This window comes from Pedobacter jeongneungensis, assembly GCF_039538295.1.
GTDB lineage: Bacteria > Bacteroidota > Bacteroidia > Sphingobacteriales > Sphingobacteriaceae > Pedobacter > Pedobacter jeongneungensis.
The window spans coordinates 38313-54384 of sequence record NZ_BAABBY010000008.1; the positions used below are offsets into that span (position 1 = coordinate 38313).

Annotated in this window: 14 protein-coding genes; 8 read left to right on the forward strand and 6 right to left on the reverse strand. The window is 38.1% G+C overall.

The window, feature by feature from the left end:
* Window positions 1-164: 164 nt before the first annotated feature.
* From proC to ABD769_RS16340, 7 genes are all read left to right on the forward strand, one after another.
* Complete coding sequence (gene proC / locus ABD769_RS16310) at window positions 165-977, forward strand: pyrroline-5-carboxylate reductase (protein ID WP_344852459.1); 813 nt, start codon at window positions 165-167, stop codon at window positions 975-977.
* Window positions 978-1086: 109 nt separating this feature from the next.
* Window positions 1087-2154 carry a M20 family metallo-hydrolase gene (locus ABD769_RS16315; protein WP_344852460.1) on the forward strand — a complete coding sequence of 356 codons (1068 nt, stop codon included), beginning with the start codon at window positions 1087-1089 and terminating at the stop codon, window positions 2152-2154.
* Between the two features lie 68 nt (window positions 2155-2222).
* Window positions 2223-2444: a DUF433 domain-containing protein gene (locus ABD769_RS16320; protein WP_344852461.1), complete on the forward strand. Its 222-nt coding sequence runs from the start codon at window positions 2223-2225 to the stop codon at window positions 2442-2444.
* The gene (locus ABD769_RS16325; RefSeq protein WP_344852462.1) at window positions 2444-2776 is read left to right on the forward strand and encodes a DUF5615 family PIN-like protein; all 333 of its coding nucleotides are present in this window, start codon (window positions 2444-2446) and stop codon (window positions 2774-2776) included. The genes ABD769_RS16320 and ABD769_RS16325 overlap by 1 nt, the downstream gene beginning before the upstream one ends.
* Window positions 2777-2835: 59 nt before the next feature.
* Window positions 2836-4167 (forward strand): argininosuccinate lyase, encoded by a 1332-nt coding sequence (gene argH / locus ABD769_RS16330; RefSeq protein WP_344852463.1) that lies wholly within the window; start codon window positions 2836-2838, stop codon window positions 4165-4167.
* Window positions 4168-4204: 37 nt separating this feature from the next.
* Window positions 4205-4966, forward strand: a complete 762-nt coding sequence (locus tag ABD769_RS16335; protein ID WP_344852464.1) for a Fic family protein — start codon at window positions 4205-4207, stop codon at window positions 4964-4966.
* Window positions 4967-4983: 17 nt separating this feature from the next.
* Window positions 4984-6237, forward strand: a complete 1254-nt coding sequence (locus ABD769_RS16340; RefSeq protein WP_344852465.1) for a pyridoxal phosphate-dependent aminotransferase — start codon at window positions 4984-4986, stop codon at window positions 6235-6237.
* 200 nt (window positions 6238-6437) lie between these two features.
* On the opposite strand, the gene ABD769_RS16345 is transcribed toward ABD769_RS16340, so the two are convergent.
* The 5 genes from ABD769_RS16345 to ABD769_RS16365 all read right to left on the reverse strand — a co-directional run bounded on the left by ABD769_RS16345 (window position 6438) and on the right by ABD769_RS16365 (window position 12652).
* On the reverse strand, window positions 6438-7862 hold the full coding sequence (locus tag ABD769_RS16345) for an RtcB family protein (RefSeq protein ID WP_344852466.1): 1425 nt from the start codon (window positions 7860-7862) through the stop codon (window positions 6438-6440).
* Between the two features lie 7 nt (window positions 7863-7869).
* Entirely contained in the window at window positions 7870-8484 is a 615-nt protein-coding gene (locus ABD769_RS16350) for a hypothetical protein (protein ID WP_344852467.1), read from the reverse strand.
* 11 nt (window positions 8485-8495) lie between these two features.
* The gene (locus tag ABD769_RS16355; protein ID WP_344852468.1) at window positions 8496-9557 is read right to left on the reverse strand and encodes a DNA polymerase beta superfamily protein; all 1062 of its coding nucleotides are present in this window, start codon (window positions 9555-9557) and stop codon (window positions 8496-8498) included.
* Window positions 9547-10308 (reverse strand): nucleotidyltransferase domain-containing protein, encoded by a 762-nt coding sequence (locus ABD769_RS16360; RefSeq protein WP_344852469.1) that lies wholly within the window; start codon window positions 10306-10308, stop codon window positions 9547-9549. The genes ABD769_RS16355 and ABD769_RS16360 overlap by 11 nt, the downstream gene beginning before the upstream one ends.
* An 826-nt stretch (window positions 10309-11134) precedes the next feature.
* Window positions 11135-12652, reverse strand: a complete 1518-nt coding sequence (locus tag ABD769_RS16365; RefSeq protein ID WP_344852470.1) for a TROVE domain-containing protein — start codon at window positions 12650-12652, stop codon at window positions 11135-11137.
* A 290-nt stretch (window positions 12653-12942) separates the two neighbouring features.
* Between ABD769_RS16365 and ABD769_RS16370 the strand changes: the two genes are divergently transcribed.
* A complete protein-coding gene (locus ABD769_RS16370; RefSeq protein WP_344852471.1) occupies window positions 12943-13953 on the forward strand; it encodes a helix-turn-helix transcriptional regulator in 1011 nt (336 codons plus the stop codon).
* 95 nt (window positions 13954-14048) lie between these two features.
* On the opposite strand, the gene ABD769_RS16375 is transcribed toward ABD769_RS16370, so the two are convergent.
* Window positions 14049-15632: a peptide chain release factor 3 gene (locus ABD769_RS16375; RefSeq protein ID WP_344852472.1), complete on the reverse strand. Its 1584-nt coding sequence runs from the start codon at window positions 15630-15632 to the stop codon at window positions 14049-14051.
* Window positions 15633-16072 lie beyond the last annotated feature (440 nt).

The window sequence follows — 16072 nt, forward strand, 5'->3', positions numbered from 1 at the left end:
CCTGATAGTAATGGAAAGCTTCCGATTTTTCATCGGGACTTGTAATGGATAGCAGGACTGAACATCAATAGAATTACTGAAATTGCTTTTCAAAAACCGAAGGAAAATATAAATCTGTGTAATCAAATCATCTGTGTAATCAACCCGCAGGAAAATTAGTAAACATGACAAAAAAAATAGCCATAATCGGTAGTGGAAATATCGGTTTATCTTTAGCAAAAGGTTTGGTAAAAGCCAATTTTGCACAAGCTGCCGACATTACACTTACCCGTAGAAATATCGACCACTTAAAATCGTATGCTGAAGCCGGTTTTAAGGTAAATAATAACAATAAACAAGCTGTTGTTAATGCTGATGTGGTGATTTTAGCGGTTCTTCCCCAGCAATTAAATACAGTTTTAGATGAAATTCAATCTTCAATAGCTCCTGCTAAACATTTGGTTATTTCGGTAATTTCGGGTGTGAGCTGTGCTGCGGTGAAGGAAAAGCTTGGAGCTGATGTTGAGGTAATCCGCGTAATGCCAAATACGGCCATCGCCATCGGCCAATCAATGACTTGTATGGCCAGTGATAATGCTTCGGTGGAAAACATAGCAAATGTGACCAGGATGTTTGAAACCGTTGGATCTGTGGTTAAAATAAACGAAGATTTAATGACTTCGGCAACTGCCCTTTGCGCTTGTGGAATTGCATTTTTTTTAAGGGCAATTAGGGCTGCATCGCAGGGCGGTGTAGAAATTGGTTTCCATGCAGATGAGGCGCTAAAAATGGCCGTGCAAACTGCAAAAGGTGCCGCCGATTTGCTTTTATTACATGGAACACACCCGGAATCAGAAATAGATAAAGTAACTTCGCCGAAAGGTTGTACCATTGCCGGTTTAAACGAAATGGAGCACAACGGTTTTAGTTCATCACTGATAAAAGGTATTAAACTCTCGGCTTTAAAAGCGGGGAATTTATATACCAAAGAAGGTTAAAATCGATGTAAAATGGTTAAGGTAAGATGGATGATATACCTAACCAAAATTAAAAGTAACAGGTTAAAGATAAAACTTATCTTGCTACTGATACTAACTACTTGATACTATGTTACTAGAAAATATACAAAAAGAAAGTCTGGATTTATTGCGACAGTTAATCCGCATCCAGTCTTTTAGTAAAGAAGAAGACCGGACGGCGAATTTAATTGCGCAGTTTTTGGAGGAGAGAGGGATTAAGACCCAGCGTAAAATGAACAACGTTTGGGCTTATAACAAACATTTTGATGCAAATAAACCTACATTGCTTTTAAATTCGCATCATGATACGGTAAAGCCAAATTCTGGTTATACCCGCGATCCTTATGATGCCGCAATTGAAGGTGACAAATTATTCGGATTGGGCAGCAATGATGCAGGTGGATGTCTGGTTTCGCTAATAGGTACATTTTTATATTATTACGAACAGGAAAACCTGAAATACAACATCTGTCTGGCCGCAACTGCAGAAGAAGAAATTTCTGGCAATAACGGTTTAGAACTGGTTCTGCCCGATTTAGGTGAACTGGAATTCGGAATTGTAGGCGAACCCACAGAAATGAATTTAGCCATTGCCGAACGCGGTTTATTGGTGTTAGATTGTGTATCTCACGGTAAAGCTGGTCATGCCGCCCGTGAAGAAGGAGAAAATGCCATTTATAAAGCGCTGAAAGATATCGAATGGTTCAGAAATTATCAATTCGATAAAGTATCTGAAGTTTTTGGTCCGTTAAAAATGACAGTAACCATTATCAATGCAGGTTCGCAGCATAATGTGGTGCCGGCAAATTGCACTTTCACGGTTGATGTTCGTGTAACGGATGCTTATACCAATGAAGAAGTTTTGGAAATTATCCGTGCAAATGTTGATTGTGATGTTACCCCGCGTTCTATCCGTTTAAAACCTTCATCAATTGATAAAAACCATCCGGTAGTTCAGGCTGGTGTGGCATTGGGAAGGACTACTTATGGCTCGCCAACTACCTCTGATCAGGCTTTACTGGATATCCCTTCTGTAAAATGTGGACCAGGTTTTTCAGGCCGATCGCACATGGCGGATGAGTTTTTGTACGTACGCGAAGTGGCCGAAGGAGTTGCAGGTTATGTAAATATGCTGAAACCGGTTATTGTAGATTAACGGTTCGAAATCAAAGGCTTAAAAGTATCCTATAAGTAAATTCTTATAATATTGTTTATCTTTACATAATGAAAACTTATTCTAATTTCATAGAAATCGATTCGAATAAACGCTTTGGTAAACCTTGTATCAAAGGAACCAGGATTGCTGTTCATGATGTTTTGAGTTGGTTATCTAACGGAATGACTATTCAGAATATTTTAGAAGATTTTCCTGAAATTAAAGAGGAAGAAGTACTGGCTTGTCTGGCCTACTCTGCAGACAGGGAACATAATATAAGAGTTGCCTAGTGAAATTATTGTTCGACCAAAACATATCACATAGGATAACAAAACTTTTAGAGGCTGATTTTTCAGCTTGTGATCAAATAAGACGGTTGAAATTAGAAAACAAATCAGATAAGGAAATCTGGACTTTTGCTGGTCAGAAAAGCTATGTAATTGTAACCTTCGATGCAGATTTTTACGAATTTTCGAATTTATATGGGCATCCTCCCAAAATAGTCTGGCTTCGTTTTGGAAATAATATCACCACTGGAATCGCAAAAACCTTAATAGAAAAAAAAGAATTAATAAACGATTTTGTTAAACAGGATGAATTTTCTTGTTTAGAACTTCAGTAAATAATGGAATATGAAACCTGCGTAGCAAGCTTCATTGCCATTAAAAAATAAAGACTATAATGAAAATCTGGCAAAAAAATATAGATGTTAATCAGTTTGTAGAAAGTTTTACAGTAGGGAAAGACCGCGAACTGGACCTGCAGATGGCAAAATTTGATGTTTTGGGCTCTTTGGCACATACACAAATGTTAGAAACCATCAATCTGTTAACAGCTGATGAATTAAAAACCGTTCAGCAGGAACTTAAAAACATTTATGCTGACATCGAAGCCGGAAATTTTACCATCGAAGACAGTGTAGAAGATGTGCACTCGCAGGTAGAATGGCTGCTCACCCAGCGTATTGGCGAAGCAGGTAAAAAAATCCATAGCGGCCGCTCGCGCAACGACCAGGTTTTGGTCGATCTGAAGTTGTTTTTCAGGGCATGTATTGAAGATATGGTTAATCAAACTTCAACCCTGTTTAACCAGCTAATTGAGTTGAGTAATGCACATAAAGACAAATTAATGCCAGGTTATACGCATCTGCAGATTGCTATGCCATCGTCATTTGGTTTATGGTTTGGCGCTTATGCCGAAAGCCTTGCCGATGATATGGAGCTGATGCTTGCTGCCTGGAAAATCACCAATAAAAACCCATTGGGTTCTGCTGCTGGTTATGGTTCGTCATTTCCTTTAAACAGAACTTTAACAACCGAATTATTAGGCTTTGAAAGCTTAAACTATAATGTAGTGTATGCGCAGATGGGACGTGGTAAAACCGAAAGGATTTTAGCGCAGGCCATGAGCGCTGTAGCCGCAACTTTAGCCAAAATGGCAATGGATGTTTGTTTGTTCATTAACCAGAATTTCGGTTTCATCAGCTTTCCTGCAGAATTGACTACAGGTTCGAGCATTATGCCGCATAAAAAGAATCCGGATGTTTTCGAACTGATCCGTTCGCGCTGCAATAAAATTCAGGCTTTACCGAACGAAATTGCTATGATGATTACCAATTTGCCATCAGGTTATCACCGCGATTTGCAGCTGTTAAAAGAAAACCTTTTTCCGGCGATTACTTCTTTAAACGAATGTTTGGAAATCGCCACTTTTATGTTTCAGAACATCACCATCAAAGATGATATTTTGAAGGACAAAAAATATGATTACCTGTTTAGCGTTGAAGTAGTGAACGATCTGGCGCTGCAAGGCGTTCCATTTAGAGAGGCTTATAAAATTGTTGGCGAACAGATAGAAAATGGTACTTTTGCTCCATCTGGCCAAATACATCATACGCACGAAGGAAGCATAGGCAACCTTTGTAATGAGCAAATTAGTGGAGCAATGCAGAATGTGCTCTCGCAATTTGGTTTCGGAAAAGTGAATAAAGCAATAGAAGATTTAATCCGTTAAACGAGAAAGACTCTTTTAAGCCGCTAGGTAGAACTGAATGAAAATCACAGATAAAAAATATTTTGATCAGTATCATGAATTAATAGGTAAGGATTTAGAAACCCTTATAAATCAGTTTGATTTTGTTGAGCAAAATGGAAATCTGGGTTATCAAACTCAGGTATCTGCAGTATATTCTTCAAACATTGAAGGAAATACGATTGATTTAAATTCTTTTATGAATCTTGCTTTTTCAAAAGAAAAATTTAAACCTACTAAAGAGATTCAGGAAATTGAAGACCTGATTTTAGCATATAAAACTGCTCAGGAGAATAAACTAACAGAAAATAACTTTCTGAAATGCCATAAACTATTGGCAAAGCAATTGCTTATTTCAAGCCTGCGTGGAAAGTACAGAAACGATAAAGTTGGTGTGTTCGGTCAATCTGGATTAGTCTATTTAGCTATTGAGGCTGAATATTTAACAGATGCTATGAAAACGCTTTTTGCGGAAGTTGCTGAATTGCTTTTGGCAAAGTTAAGTGTTGAAGAAACATTTTATTTTGCATCCTTAATACACCTGAGGTTTGCTCATATCCATCCCTTTAGAGATGGAAACGGCAGGGCCGCGCGATTGCTTGAAAAATGGTTTTTGGCACAAAAATTAGGAAATGACCTTTGGAAAATTCCGTCAGAGAAATATTATAAAGAACACCAGCCGGAATATTATAAATATATTAACCTGGGGGTTAATTTTTACGAACTAGACTACGATAAATGTTTGCCATTTTTAACAATGTTACCAAACAGTTTAAAGTAGAAATTAAACATATACATATGAAAGTTTCAGTATTGGCCAGTTCATTAATTGGTTCAGAAATTATTAAAATTGGTAACGAAGTTAACGAAATGAAACGCAAAGGCGCTTCAATTGCCAATTTAACCATCGGCGATTTCGATGCCAACATCTACCCGATTCCAACTGAATTAAAAGCAGGGATTGTGGAGGCTTATAACGCAAATCAAACGAATTATCCACCTGCAGATGGTGTTTTGCCTTTAAGGGAAACCGTTTCAGAGTTGTTAAAAGATAGGTTCGGACTGGAATATAATACCAACAGTATTTTGGTTTCTGGTGGTTCGCGTCCTTTGATTTATGCTACCTACTTGGCTTTGATCGATCCGGGTGATACTGTGGTTTTCCCGGCACCATCATGGAACAATAACCACTACTCGCATTTAACCTCTGCTAAAACCATTGCAGTAGAAACTGATGCGGAACATAATTTTATGCCAACTGCAGCACAGTTGAAACCGCATTTAAAAGGCGCAACTTTATTGGCTTTATGTTCACCATTAAATCCAACCGGAACGATGTTCGATGCAGATTCGTTAGCCGAAATCTGCGATGCGGTTTTAGAAGAAAATGCTACGCGTGGCGCCGATGAAAAACCATTGTACATGATGTACGATCAGATTTATTCGCTTCTAACTTTTGGTAAAGAGCACGTCAATCCGGTTTCATTACGTCCGGCAATGCGCGAATTTACCGTTTTTGTTGATGGCAGCTCTAAGTGTTTAGCGGCTACAGGTGTGCGTGTTGGCTGGGGTTTTGGTCCTGAAGATATTATTAACAGGATGAAAGCTTTGGTGGGCCACATGGGCGCCTGGGCACCAAAAGCCGAGCAGGTAGCCATGTCTAATTATTTTAACGAGAAAACACAGGTTGATACATTTTTGACCAGCTTTAAAGCGCAAATCCAGGATAGTTTAAATGCGCTATACAATGGTTTTAACGAGCTAAAAGCCGAAGGTTTTAACGTTGATGCCGTGGAGCCGATGGGTGCCATTTATTTAACCATTAAAATCGATTATATCGGAAAAACGACCGAAGATGGTCAGGTTTTAAAAGACAGTGCAGATGTAAATTTCTACCTGATCAAAGAAGCCGGAGCCGCTTTGGTACCTTTTTCGGCCTTCGGGAACGAAGATAGTATGCCATGGTTCAGGGCATCTGTTGGTGCTTGTACTTTACAGGATATCAAAGACATGTTGCCAAGGATTAAAACAGCTTTGAATAAATTGAAATAAGGTTATAATTATACAGGAAACCCTCTTCAGTTAATTTTGAAGAGGGTTTTTTAATTTCACCGTCATTTCGAGCGGAGTGCAACGCAGTCGAGAAATCTATCTCGAGATAGATCCCTCCATTCCACTGCGTTTCAGTCGAGATGACGACTTTTTTATTGGATTTTATTATATACTCTTGACCAAGGACTTTAGACCGGGGACTAATCCTCTCTACTTCCATCATCGGCCATTCGCACCATTTTCGGCTCAAATTTAGCCACCACATCAACCAGTTCTGTTTGTGCTGCCATCACCTTGTTAATGTCTTTATAAGCCATTGGTGCTTCATCTAAACCTGCACCGATTAAAGTTACATTATGGTCCTTTAAAATCGCTTTCATATCTGATTTCGTAATCGATTGAAAGGCTTTGGAGCGGCTCATTGCACGTCCGGCACCATGCGACGCCGAGTTGATGGCGTTTGTTTCGCCCTTACCGCGCACCAAAAAACCTGGAGCCGTCATACTTCCCGGAATAATTCCCATTACACCTTTGCCTGCTGGGGTAGCACCTTTTCGGTGCACAATTACTTCTTCGCCTTCAAATATCTCTTTCCATGCAAAATTATGGTGGTTTTCTACTTTAGCTAAAACTTTTGCACCGATTGCCTTTGTTAATCTTTTATGGATCACTTCATGGCAAGCCGAGGCGTAATCCCCGGCTAAATTCATCGCGATCCAATATTCTTGTCCTTCGGCCTTATTCAAATCGAGATAAGCCAGGTTTACAGCTTCTTTAGGGAGTTTACAGATCTCTTTCGCCAGTTTGGTATAATGATCAGCAACGGTAGCTCCAAAACCACGCGAACCGGAGTGGGTTAACAAAGCCACGTAACGGCCTTTATCGATGTTTAAAATCTCATCGCGTTCGGCAAAATCAATAATTCCCCATTCTACAAAGTGGTTACCGCCACCCGAAGTTCCCAATTGTGCCCAGGCTTTTCCATGTAAGTTTTTAAGAAAGGGAGTAGAGTTAAACGCTTCATCTTCTAAAACTTCGTGATCGGCCCTTTCATTGCCTTTAAAATTCTGACCTGCGCCGAATTTGGTAAACGCGATCAATTCTCTTTTGTACATCGCATCTTTCCCGAAATAATGTTTTTCAGGAATATCGAAAATACTCAAAGCCATACGGCAACCGATATCCACACCAACACCGTATGGAATAATTGCATTTCTGGTGGCTAGAACACCACCGATTGGCAAACCATAACCTTGATGCGCATCGGGCATTAATGCACCCGCTACCGAAACAGGCAGTTTCATGGCAATATTCATTTGATTTCTTGCACCTTCTTCAATATAATCCGCGCCAAAAATGGAATAGTTTTTAGCATCGTTGATCAGTTCGATAGATCCGTCTGATTTTGGATTAGCTTCTTCCACCACGGCTGCTGCCAATGTATTCAATACCTCGTCGTCCAAAAAACTTTCGGGATAGTCTTTTACTTTTTTAAATAAGGCCAATAATTCTTTTTCTTCAATATCTGCAAAATTATCTTTCAGGATATTTAAGGCCAGGCCTACTATTTTTCCTTCGGTATAACCTATTTCGATCAGGTTATTACCTGTTATGTCGTTGTTCATTGTAATTTTATTTATCTCTTGGACCAAAAGGAGGTGTCCATTTCTTTTGCATGATTATTTTTTTTACCTCATCGTATGATAATGGGTAAAAGTTGTGATTGTCTACGCCAACGTCAAAAGAGCGTGAAGTTTCGTCATCTCTTAAACTTCCATGAGAGTGCCCGTATAAATGCCAGGTTCCGTGATGGCTTGCATTCCACACCTTCATGGCATAATGGAATAATACGATATGTTTTGGGCCATTACGATCGTTGACTTTCAATTCATAATAATCTTTTATCCATTCAAAACAATCAGCACATTCCAGTGCCGAACTTTCGTGGTTTCCTTTTATCAGATGGATTTTTCCATTTAACTGTTTTCTTAATTGTCGGGTTTTACCCGCCGAAGCCAAGGCAAAATCTCCAAGGTGATAAACATCATCATTTTTTCCAACTTTTTCGTCCCACCGGTTAATCATTTCCTGATTCATTTCCTCAACATCTGAAAAAGGCCGGTTCGTAAACCTGATAATGTTCTTGTGTCCAAAATGGTTATCGGATGTAAACCATATTTTATTTGTATTTATCTCTTTGGTATAACCTTTTTCTATCAGGTTGTTACCACTTATATTTTTATTCATTTTTTAACTTATTAACTGGCATAAAGTTCTGCTCTCATTTCTACAAGTAAAGATTCAATCAGTTTTGCATCAGGCTTTTCCTGAAGCTTACTTTTTACTGTTTCTTTTTCTATTTGTAACATCAGATTTTCTGCCATTTTTAATATTTGATCGTATTCAAATTCGCCATTTTTTATAGATAAAAGTTCCTCGCGGTTTTGCCGTTTTACGCTAAGTTTTCCATCACGTACAATTTCGAGCGCTACCTGAAGCAGCCTGATGGTGTGCATCAGGTTTTTGGCATCATAATCTTTACCGTGACTTTTGTTTGTTGCATACCGTACTTCATTCCGTTTTTCTACCCATTCCCAATAGTCGCTATGCTCTTTACAGTAGGATGAATAACTATCCTGATTGAAAAAGAGATAGGCAATTTCTTTTTCCCCGGCAGGTATAGATGATACGGAGACTTCGTTAGCAGTTTCTTTATTTGCAATCCCTTTATAATTAAATTTCTTTTCTGCATCATGAAATAGAGCATAAAGATTTTTAGTGTTCGGAATTTTCGCTAATCCGCAATCTGCCTGCGCAACACCGTTTCTTGTAAGCCAGCTTTTAACTTTGACTGATGAGTAATTAATTGTAATGAAACAAAAATCCAAAACTGTTTTCCTTCCCTTTGGCATTGGGTTTAAAATTTTCTTATTTAAGCCTTTTGCTTTTCTGATCTGGGTTAAGGCATATCCACCAAAAGTATCTTTGCATAGTTTCGACAAAATCATACCGATATTTAGCTTATTCATTATTGGATGCTTATACAGGATGCATTCTTCTGGAGTAGCTAATATTTCTACGATATTCGGATTGTTCTTGATCAGTAATTCAACAAATCGGCCGATTTCATAATATACTTCGTCGTTGCTTTCATTGCTGACCTGAGGAATATACTTCAGTCCAAAAAACATTTCTTTTGGCATGTAAAAAATTCCTTTAATATCAGTGTCTGATTGTGGCGTATCCAATCCGTAAGCTTTGCTGCCACTTAAACATTCAAATAAAAGCAGGTTTTGATCTTTTAAATCTTTAATGGTCATAACGGCTTATTGTGTTTCTAAAAAAGGCATCGAGCATTTCGGTGTCGAAACTTTCTTTGGGCAGATCTTTGGCACGTTCGGTACAGCTTTTAAATTCTTCATCGATGTATTCCCCTAATTCAGGATCTATTCTAATGACAAATCCTTCGGCAGAAGTCGATTTTAGCGTGATTAAATCCTTTACCAATTTTTGAAGCTGGGCTGGCATCAGGGTTAAAAGCGGACCGATGGTCATTGGTGCGATTGTATTTTTCTCCAGGCACCATTTTGCCGAAAGTAAAGAACGAAGCACATAAAAAAGCTTTTTGATCTTGATTTCGTTGCCATTTGTTACGGTTTCCAAAGCGCCATGTGCTATTCCTAAATAATGGTTGATATTCTTCTTCCTGTAGAAATAAGATTGGCACAATGTCCATAATTCATCCCTGAAATGAGCCTGTTCTCCGTAAACAATAGGGGATTGCAGCCATTCGAAAGGAGTGGTATTAGATTTACGGATTAATTTAAGCACCTTTTTTATATCCCAACCATATATATCTAACTCGTCATTGATCGGGAAACCAAAATGATCGTCTTTCTCCGAAACAGAAAGATAATAATTAAGTGGACGCACATAGATAAAACGGACATCGAAATCGCTATCCGGTGATGGAAATTCCCATCCACGACTTCCTGATTCGCAGGCAAATAATATTTTGATGTCGTTAGATCGTTCTATTTCTGCAAGCTTATTTATGATGGTGGTTTTCATTTTATTTTTTATTAATCCCCGGCAGGCAACATGAACCTAACCGAGGGGTTTCTAAATTTAGCTTATTTAATTAATGAGGCGATAAGCGAAAAATGTATTGATTCTAATTTGGACGAAGTAACATTTTTCAACGGCACCCATTTTTTGAGAGCGCGTAATTTTTAAGAGCAATACTGGCAAGTGTGTATTTACTAGCAGGATTCGAACCTGCACTTTATTCAACCAATCGAAGTAACACTTGCACAACGGCATCTTAATTTTTTAATTAACAGAAGCAAAAAAGCAACAAAAGTTTACGGGGCAAGTCGTTGCCGGAGTCGAACCGGATAATCTTGCTGGTTTTACAACTTCATTATTCCTCCCCTCAATTGTGACGAAGTAACTCTTGTTTACGGCATTCTGTTTTATTTTAATTAAGCAAGGTAAAAGGCAAAAGGAGACTGTTTTCCTGCTCTAACCACTTGAGCTATTCTATTTTATAAGAAGTAGGATTCGAACCTACAACCCGGGTATCCCTAAATACGAAGTAACTCTTTTTTACGACACTTGCTAATCTTTTAATTTCTTTCAAATTCCCACAGTCAAAATGTTGCGGGAGGGGTTTTTAATGTAATTCATGTTTTAATTCTTTAATATACATAATTATTTTAGCAAGGTAAAAGGCAAAAAGAGACTGTTTCCTGCTCTACCACTGAGCTACCCATTTTCATGGGGCAGGATTCGAACCTGCGACACGGGCATTAAGAGTGCGAAGTAACTCTTCCTTACGACACTTGCTTTTTTTAATTTCTTTTAAACTCCCGCAACCAAATATTGCGGGAGGGGTTTACAATGCAATCTGATTTATTTTTTCTAAAGCAGATTTGGTATCTTCCATAGCTGAAAGGATATCGAAAATTTTATCCGACCATCCTGCCAAAAGATAAACATCATTTTTTTGTATATCTAAAGGCACTTTACCATAACCTGAAAGATCGAATAAGTACAACTTTGCATCCGGAGCAATTTTTTTATAATTAGCCCATGATTTGGCAAAAGAATGACTGGTATGATTACTATTCCACATTTGTGTATCTGTAAATAACATCACTTTATCAACCACTTCTCTCTTTTTAATCAGGCTTTCAATAACCAGATGTCCGTTTGTAGAGCAGCCTACTTCACCTTCTCGTCTGTAATACTCCTGAACGTTTGCCAAAACATTTCTTTTTGGCATATTGATTATTTTCCAGGTATCGCCAAACATGCCCGATACTACATTTTTGCATTGTGATTGTAACAGCATCGCCAGCATCAATCCGATATCGTATAAAAATATCGAGCTTTTTGGCGAAATGGCATGTTGCATTGAACCTGATACATCGCAGGCAATTACTACCGAGGTATTAATACCAAAACCTTTAATGTTTTTTGCGCTGCACATTACCGCATCTTCCAGGGCGTCTAAAATAGCCGAAGCATATTTCGATTTCATTACCTTGATCTCACGGTAAGCCGATAAAAACCTGAAAGGCAATTGCTTCGAGCTTAAAATTGCTTTCTCGTTCGACAAATAGCTACAGATCATTTCAATATGATGACCTGAAACGTTAGCTTCCAAAATGTTGCGCAGGTTTCTCAATAAGGCCATATAACCAATTTTTTTGCTTTCGATCATTTCTTCCCATTTTTTGGTAAAGGCCATTGCTTTGGCAGATTCATTTTCAAATCTGTTTTTTCCTAAAGCCGAAAGCTCAGTTTCCCAGGTATAGGGCGTTGCTAGACTATCAGATGCTATTTTGTTGAATATCAACTGTTGATCAGCATTTTTAGCTTTAGGGTGAACCAGAAACAAAGCGTCTTTTAATTTTACCTCGGCGTTCCTATTGTATTTCGCAAATTGATACTCATCAAAATTGTTAAAAGATGACACCAAACCTTTTTGTATCTGCTTAGAAAGTTTATTTAATTTTTTGGTTTCAGTCCGCTCATTTGCAATTTGATAGTAAGCTAACATTTCGGTAATCTCATCTGCACGTAAAACAACTCGGTTTACCATTTTGCTTACGATAGAGTTACCAGATGTTTTTCTTGCCAGTTCTACCGATAAAACCATTGGTATTGATCTTAAATTCATTTCCGTTCTGGCATAAACAGCTAACCTCGCAATAAATTCTGGATTGCATTTTTGGATTAAACCCTTAATTCTTTCCAGCTTGCTGTTGCCAGCTTCGTAAAACGAATCGTTCAATCCAGTAGTCACAACTGCAGTGTACAGTTCCATTTCAGGACTCATGATATATGCTTTTGCACCTTCATGATTTTTGGTTACCTGAGTGTTTTTGTTAAAGAAATTGAATTTCATAATCGTTGAATTAAGTATTTAACCTTTTATTTAATCAGTGCAATTCTCTTTGCCGTTCTGACATTACAAAGATGCCATCGCCACTACGCGGCTTATTTGCGTAGTTAAGATTATTTTATGACAAAAAATTTAACTATTTGATAATTAACGCAATAAATTTTATTTTTCGTGAAAAATATTTCTGTTTATCATAAACTGCGCATCTGTATTGCGTAGATGTGGAGCGCTTTTGTATATTTAGGTTAAAGAAAATCACCACATTTTTGATAAAAACCTAAAACCACTCCAAAATGGCAGTAAATAAATTAGCGCTAATCAGGTATAAAACTATAGACGATTGTTTGAGAAACCGTTTCCGGAAATGGACATTAGAAGATCTTATCGAGAAAGTATCGGAAACGCTTTACGAATTGGAAGGGATTACCACCGGGGTAAGTAAACGCACTGTTCAGGCCGATATTCAGCTGATGCGGAGTGATAAACTGGGTTACAATGCACCAATAGTTGTGAAAGATAAACGCTTTTACGCTTATGAAGATCCAAATTTCAGTATTACCAAGGCGCCCATCAACAATGCGGATGTAGATAAAATGAAGGAAATTGTTGGAGTACTGAAACAATTTAATGCCTTCAATTATTTCGACGAAATGAGCGATATGATTGCCCGTTTGGAAAATAACCTCTACAAATCGACCAAGCAGAGCGGGAATAATATCCAGCTGGAAAGCAATAAATTGGTTAAGGGTTTAGAGTGCATTCCACCCTTGTACCAGGCAGTTTTAAATAAACGGTCGTTATTAATTGAGTATAAATCATTCAAAGCACAGCAATCGCAACAGGGTATTTATTTTCCATATCTATTAAAGGAGTATAGAAACAGGTGGTTTTTAATCTGTAAGGCCAAAAAACGACCAGGGATCTTAAATTTAGCTTTGGATCGGATTATAGAATTTCAGGAATTGCCCAACGAAGAATTTGTTCCTTACCAGGGTGTAGATTTCGACCGGTATTACGAAGATTTAATAGGTGTAACCAAAAATGAGAAAGATCGTGCCCAGAAAGTGATTCTTGAATTTACCAACGATCATGCACCTTATGTGGTAACCAAACCTTTGCATGCATCGCAGGTAATCTTATCAAAAAACGATAAAACAACCACTTTTCGGATCGATGTCGTATTAAACTATGAACTCGAACGGGAAATTCTGGGTTTTGGAGAATGCGTTAAGGTGCTTTCGCCGAGGTTCTTGATTTCTAAAATTAAAAAACGTTTAGAGCAAACTTTTAGCCAGTATGAATAATTACATTAATGAACGATTGAATGAGAGAATGTTGGCAGCTATGAGGCTATTCTCTCATTCAAAATTCACTCATTCAATCACTCTCCCCTTCAATTCTAACTCTTAAACTCGCTTGTTTTATGGAATTCGATATCAGGATAATCCTGTTTGGTTAAATTAATCATGTATTCGCTATCGGCCAGATAAACCGGATTGGCTTCTTTATCGAAACCGATGTGCTGTTGCTTACGCTTCACAAATTCTTCCAGTTTTTTTCTGTCAGTAGAAGTTACCCAGCTCGAACGGGTGTAACTTAAGGTACGGAAACGACATTTTGCACCATACTCATGCTCTAGCCTAAAGTTAATTACCTCAAACTGAAGTTCGCCCACGGCACCAATCACCTTCCTGTTTCCGGGTTGCATCACGAATAACTGCGCCACACCCTCGTCGGTAAGCTGCTCAATACCTTTTTCCAATTGTTTTGTACGCATTGGATCCATGTTTTCTACCTCTTTGAAGATAGACGGAGAGAAACTCGGGATGCCTTTAAACTGCAGTTTTTCACCTTCGGTTAAGGTATCGCCGATTTTAAAGTTGCCACTATCGTATAATCCCACCACATCGCCCGGCCATGCTTCTTCAACAATACTTTTTTCGTTTGCCATAAAATCCATCGGGTTAGAAAATTTTAGTTTCTTATCCTGGCGGGTATGGTAATAAAATTTATTACGTTCAAATTTACCTGAACAAATCCTTAAAAAGGCAATCCTGTCGCGGTGCTTCGGGTCAAGGTTGGCATGAATTTTAAATACAAATCCACTGAAATTTTTCTCTCCAACCAATACATCACGTTCTTCGGCTTCTCTGTGGCGTGGACTTGGAGCGATATCGATAAAAGTATCCAAAAGCTCTTTAATCCCGAAGTTATTAATCGCACTGCCAAAAAATACAGGCGCAACCAAACCATCGGTATATAAATCCTTATCTATTTTACCATAAATGCCATCAACAAGCTCTACATCGTCTTTTAAGGTATTGATCTCGTTTTCTTTGAGGTAATTTAATAAAGATGGATCATTCAAATCGTTTGCCGCCACAACCGAATCGGTTACCTTGGTTTTATCCGAATTGAATAAATTTAAATGTTTGTTATAAATGCTATAAACGCCTTTAAAGGTATGCCCCTGACCAATTGGCCAGGAAAGCGGACAAAGGCTGATATTTAATTTTTCTTCAATCTCATCCAATAAATCGTAAGCTTCTTTACCCTCACGGTCCATTTTGTTGATGAAGATAATTACCGGGGTATTACGCATCCGGCAAACCGACATCAGTTTCTCAGTCTGTTCCTCCACACCTTTTACACAGTCGACCACCAAAATTACGCTATCCACGGCCGATAAAGTCCGGTAAGTATCTTCGGCGAAATCTTTGTGACCAGGTGTATCCAGAATATTAATGCGTTTGCCACTGTATTCAAAACCCATTACCGAAGTTGCAACCGAGATACCACGCTGCTTTTCGATCTCCATAAAATCGGAAGTATTACTTTGGTTCGCTTTGTTCCTTTTTACCGCACCAGCAGTGTTAATGGCACCACCAAAAAGCAGAAATTTTTCTGTCAATGTGGTTTTGCCCGCATCGGGGTGACTAATAATGGCAAAGGTTTTACGTTTTTCTATTTCAGGGTTAAGCATAATAAAATTTTGGGTGTAAAAAGATGAAACCTTGTTAAAGGAATTTAACAGCGATAAGATTTGAATATTGTTGTTTCATCAGGGTGCAAAGATAAGTAATTTGGTTAACTGTTTGAACTGGTTAATTGTTTAATTGAAAAGTGATTGCAATTTTTTGAGATTTGGAAAGCAGGTACAATGGTTTTTTTTTACTGCAGCCCTGCCATACACTGTAGCTCCGATAGAAAAAATCGAAGGCTGCCGTTTCTGTCAGGTTTAGGTTGCTTTTGTAGTAATTCTATTAACGCCATTTATTCGACTTAATTAAGCCTTTATTGGCTAAACAAAGGCTTAGTCCGAAAAATATCCACTTAAAATTAAAATTTCTCATCAATCATTCTTTAGTTTGTGCTAAAATGTTTAGCTTTATTCGTCCCTCCGTTTATTGCTAACTAAAATTT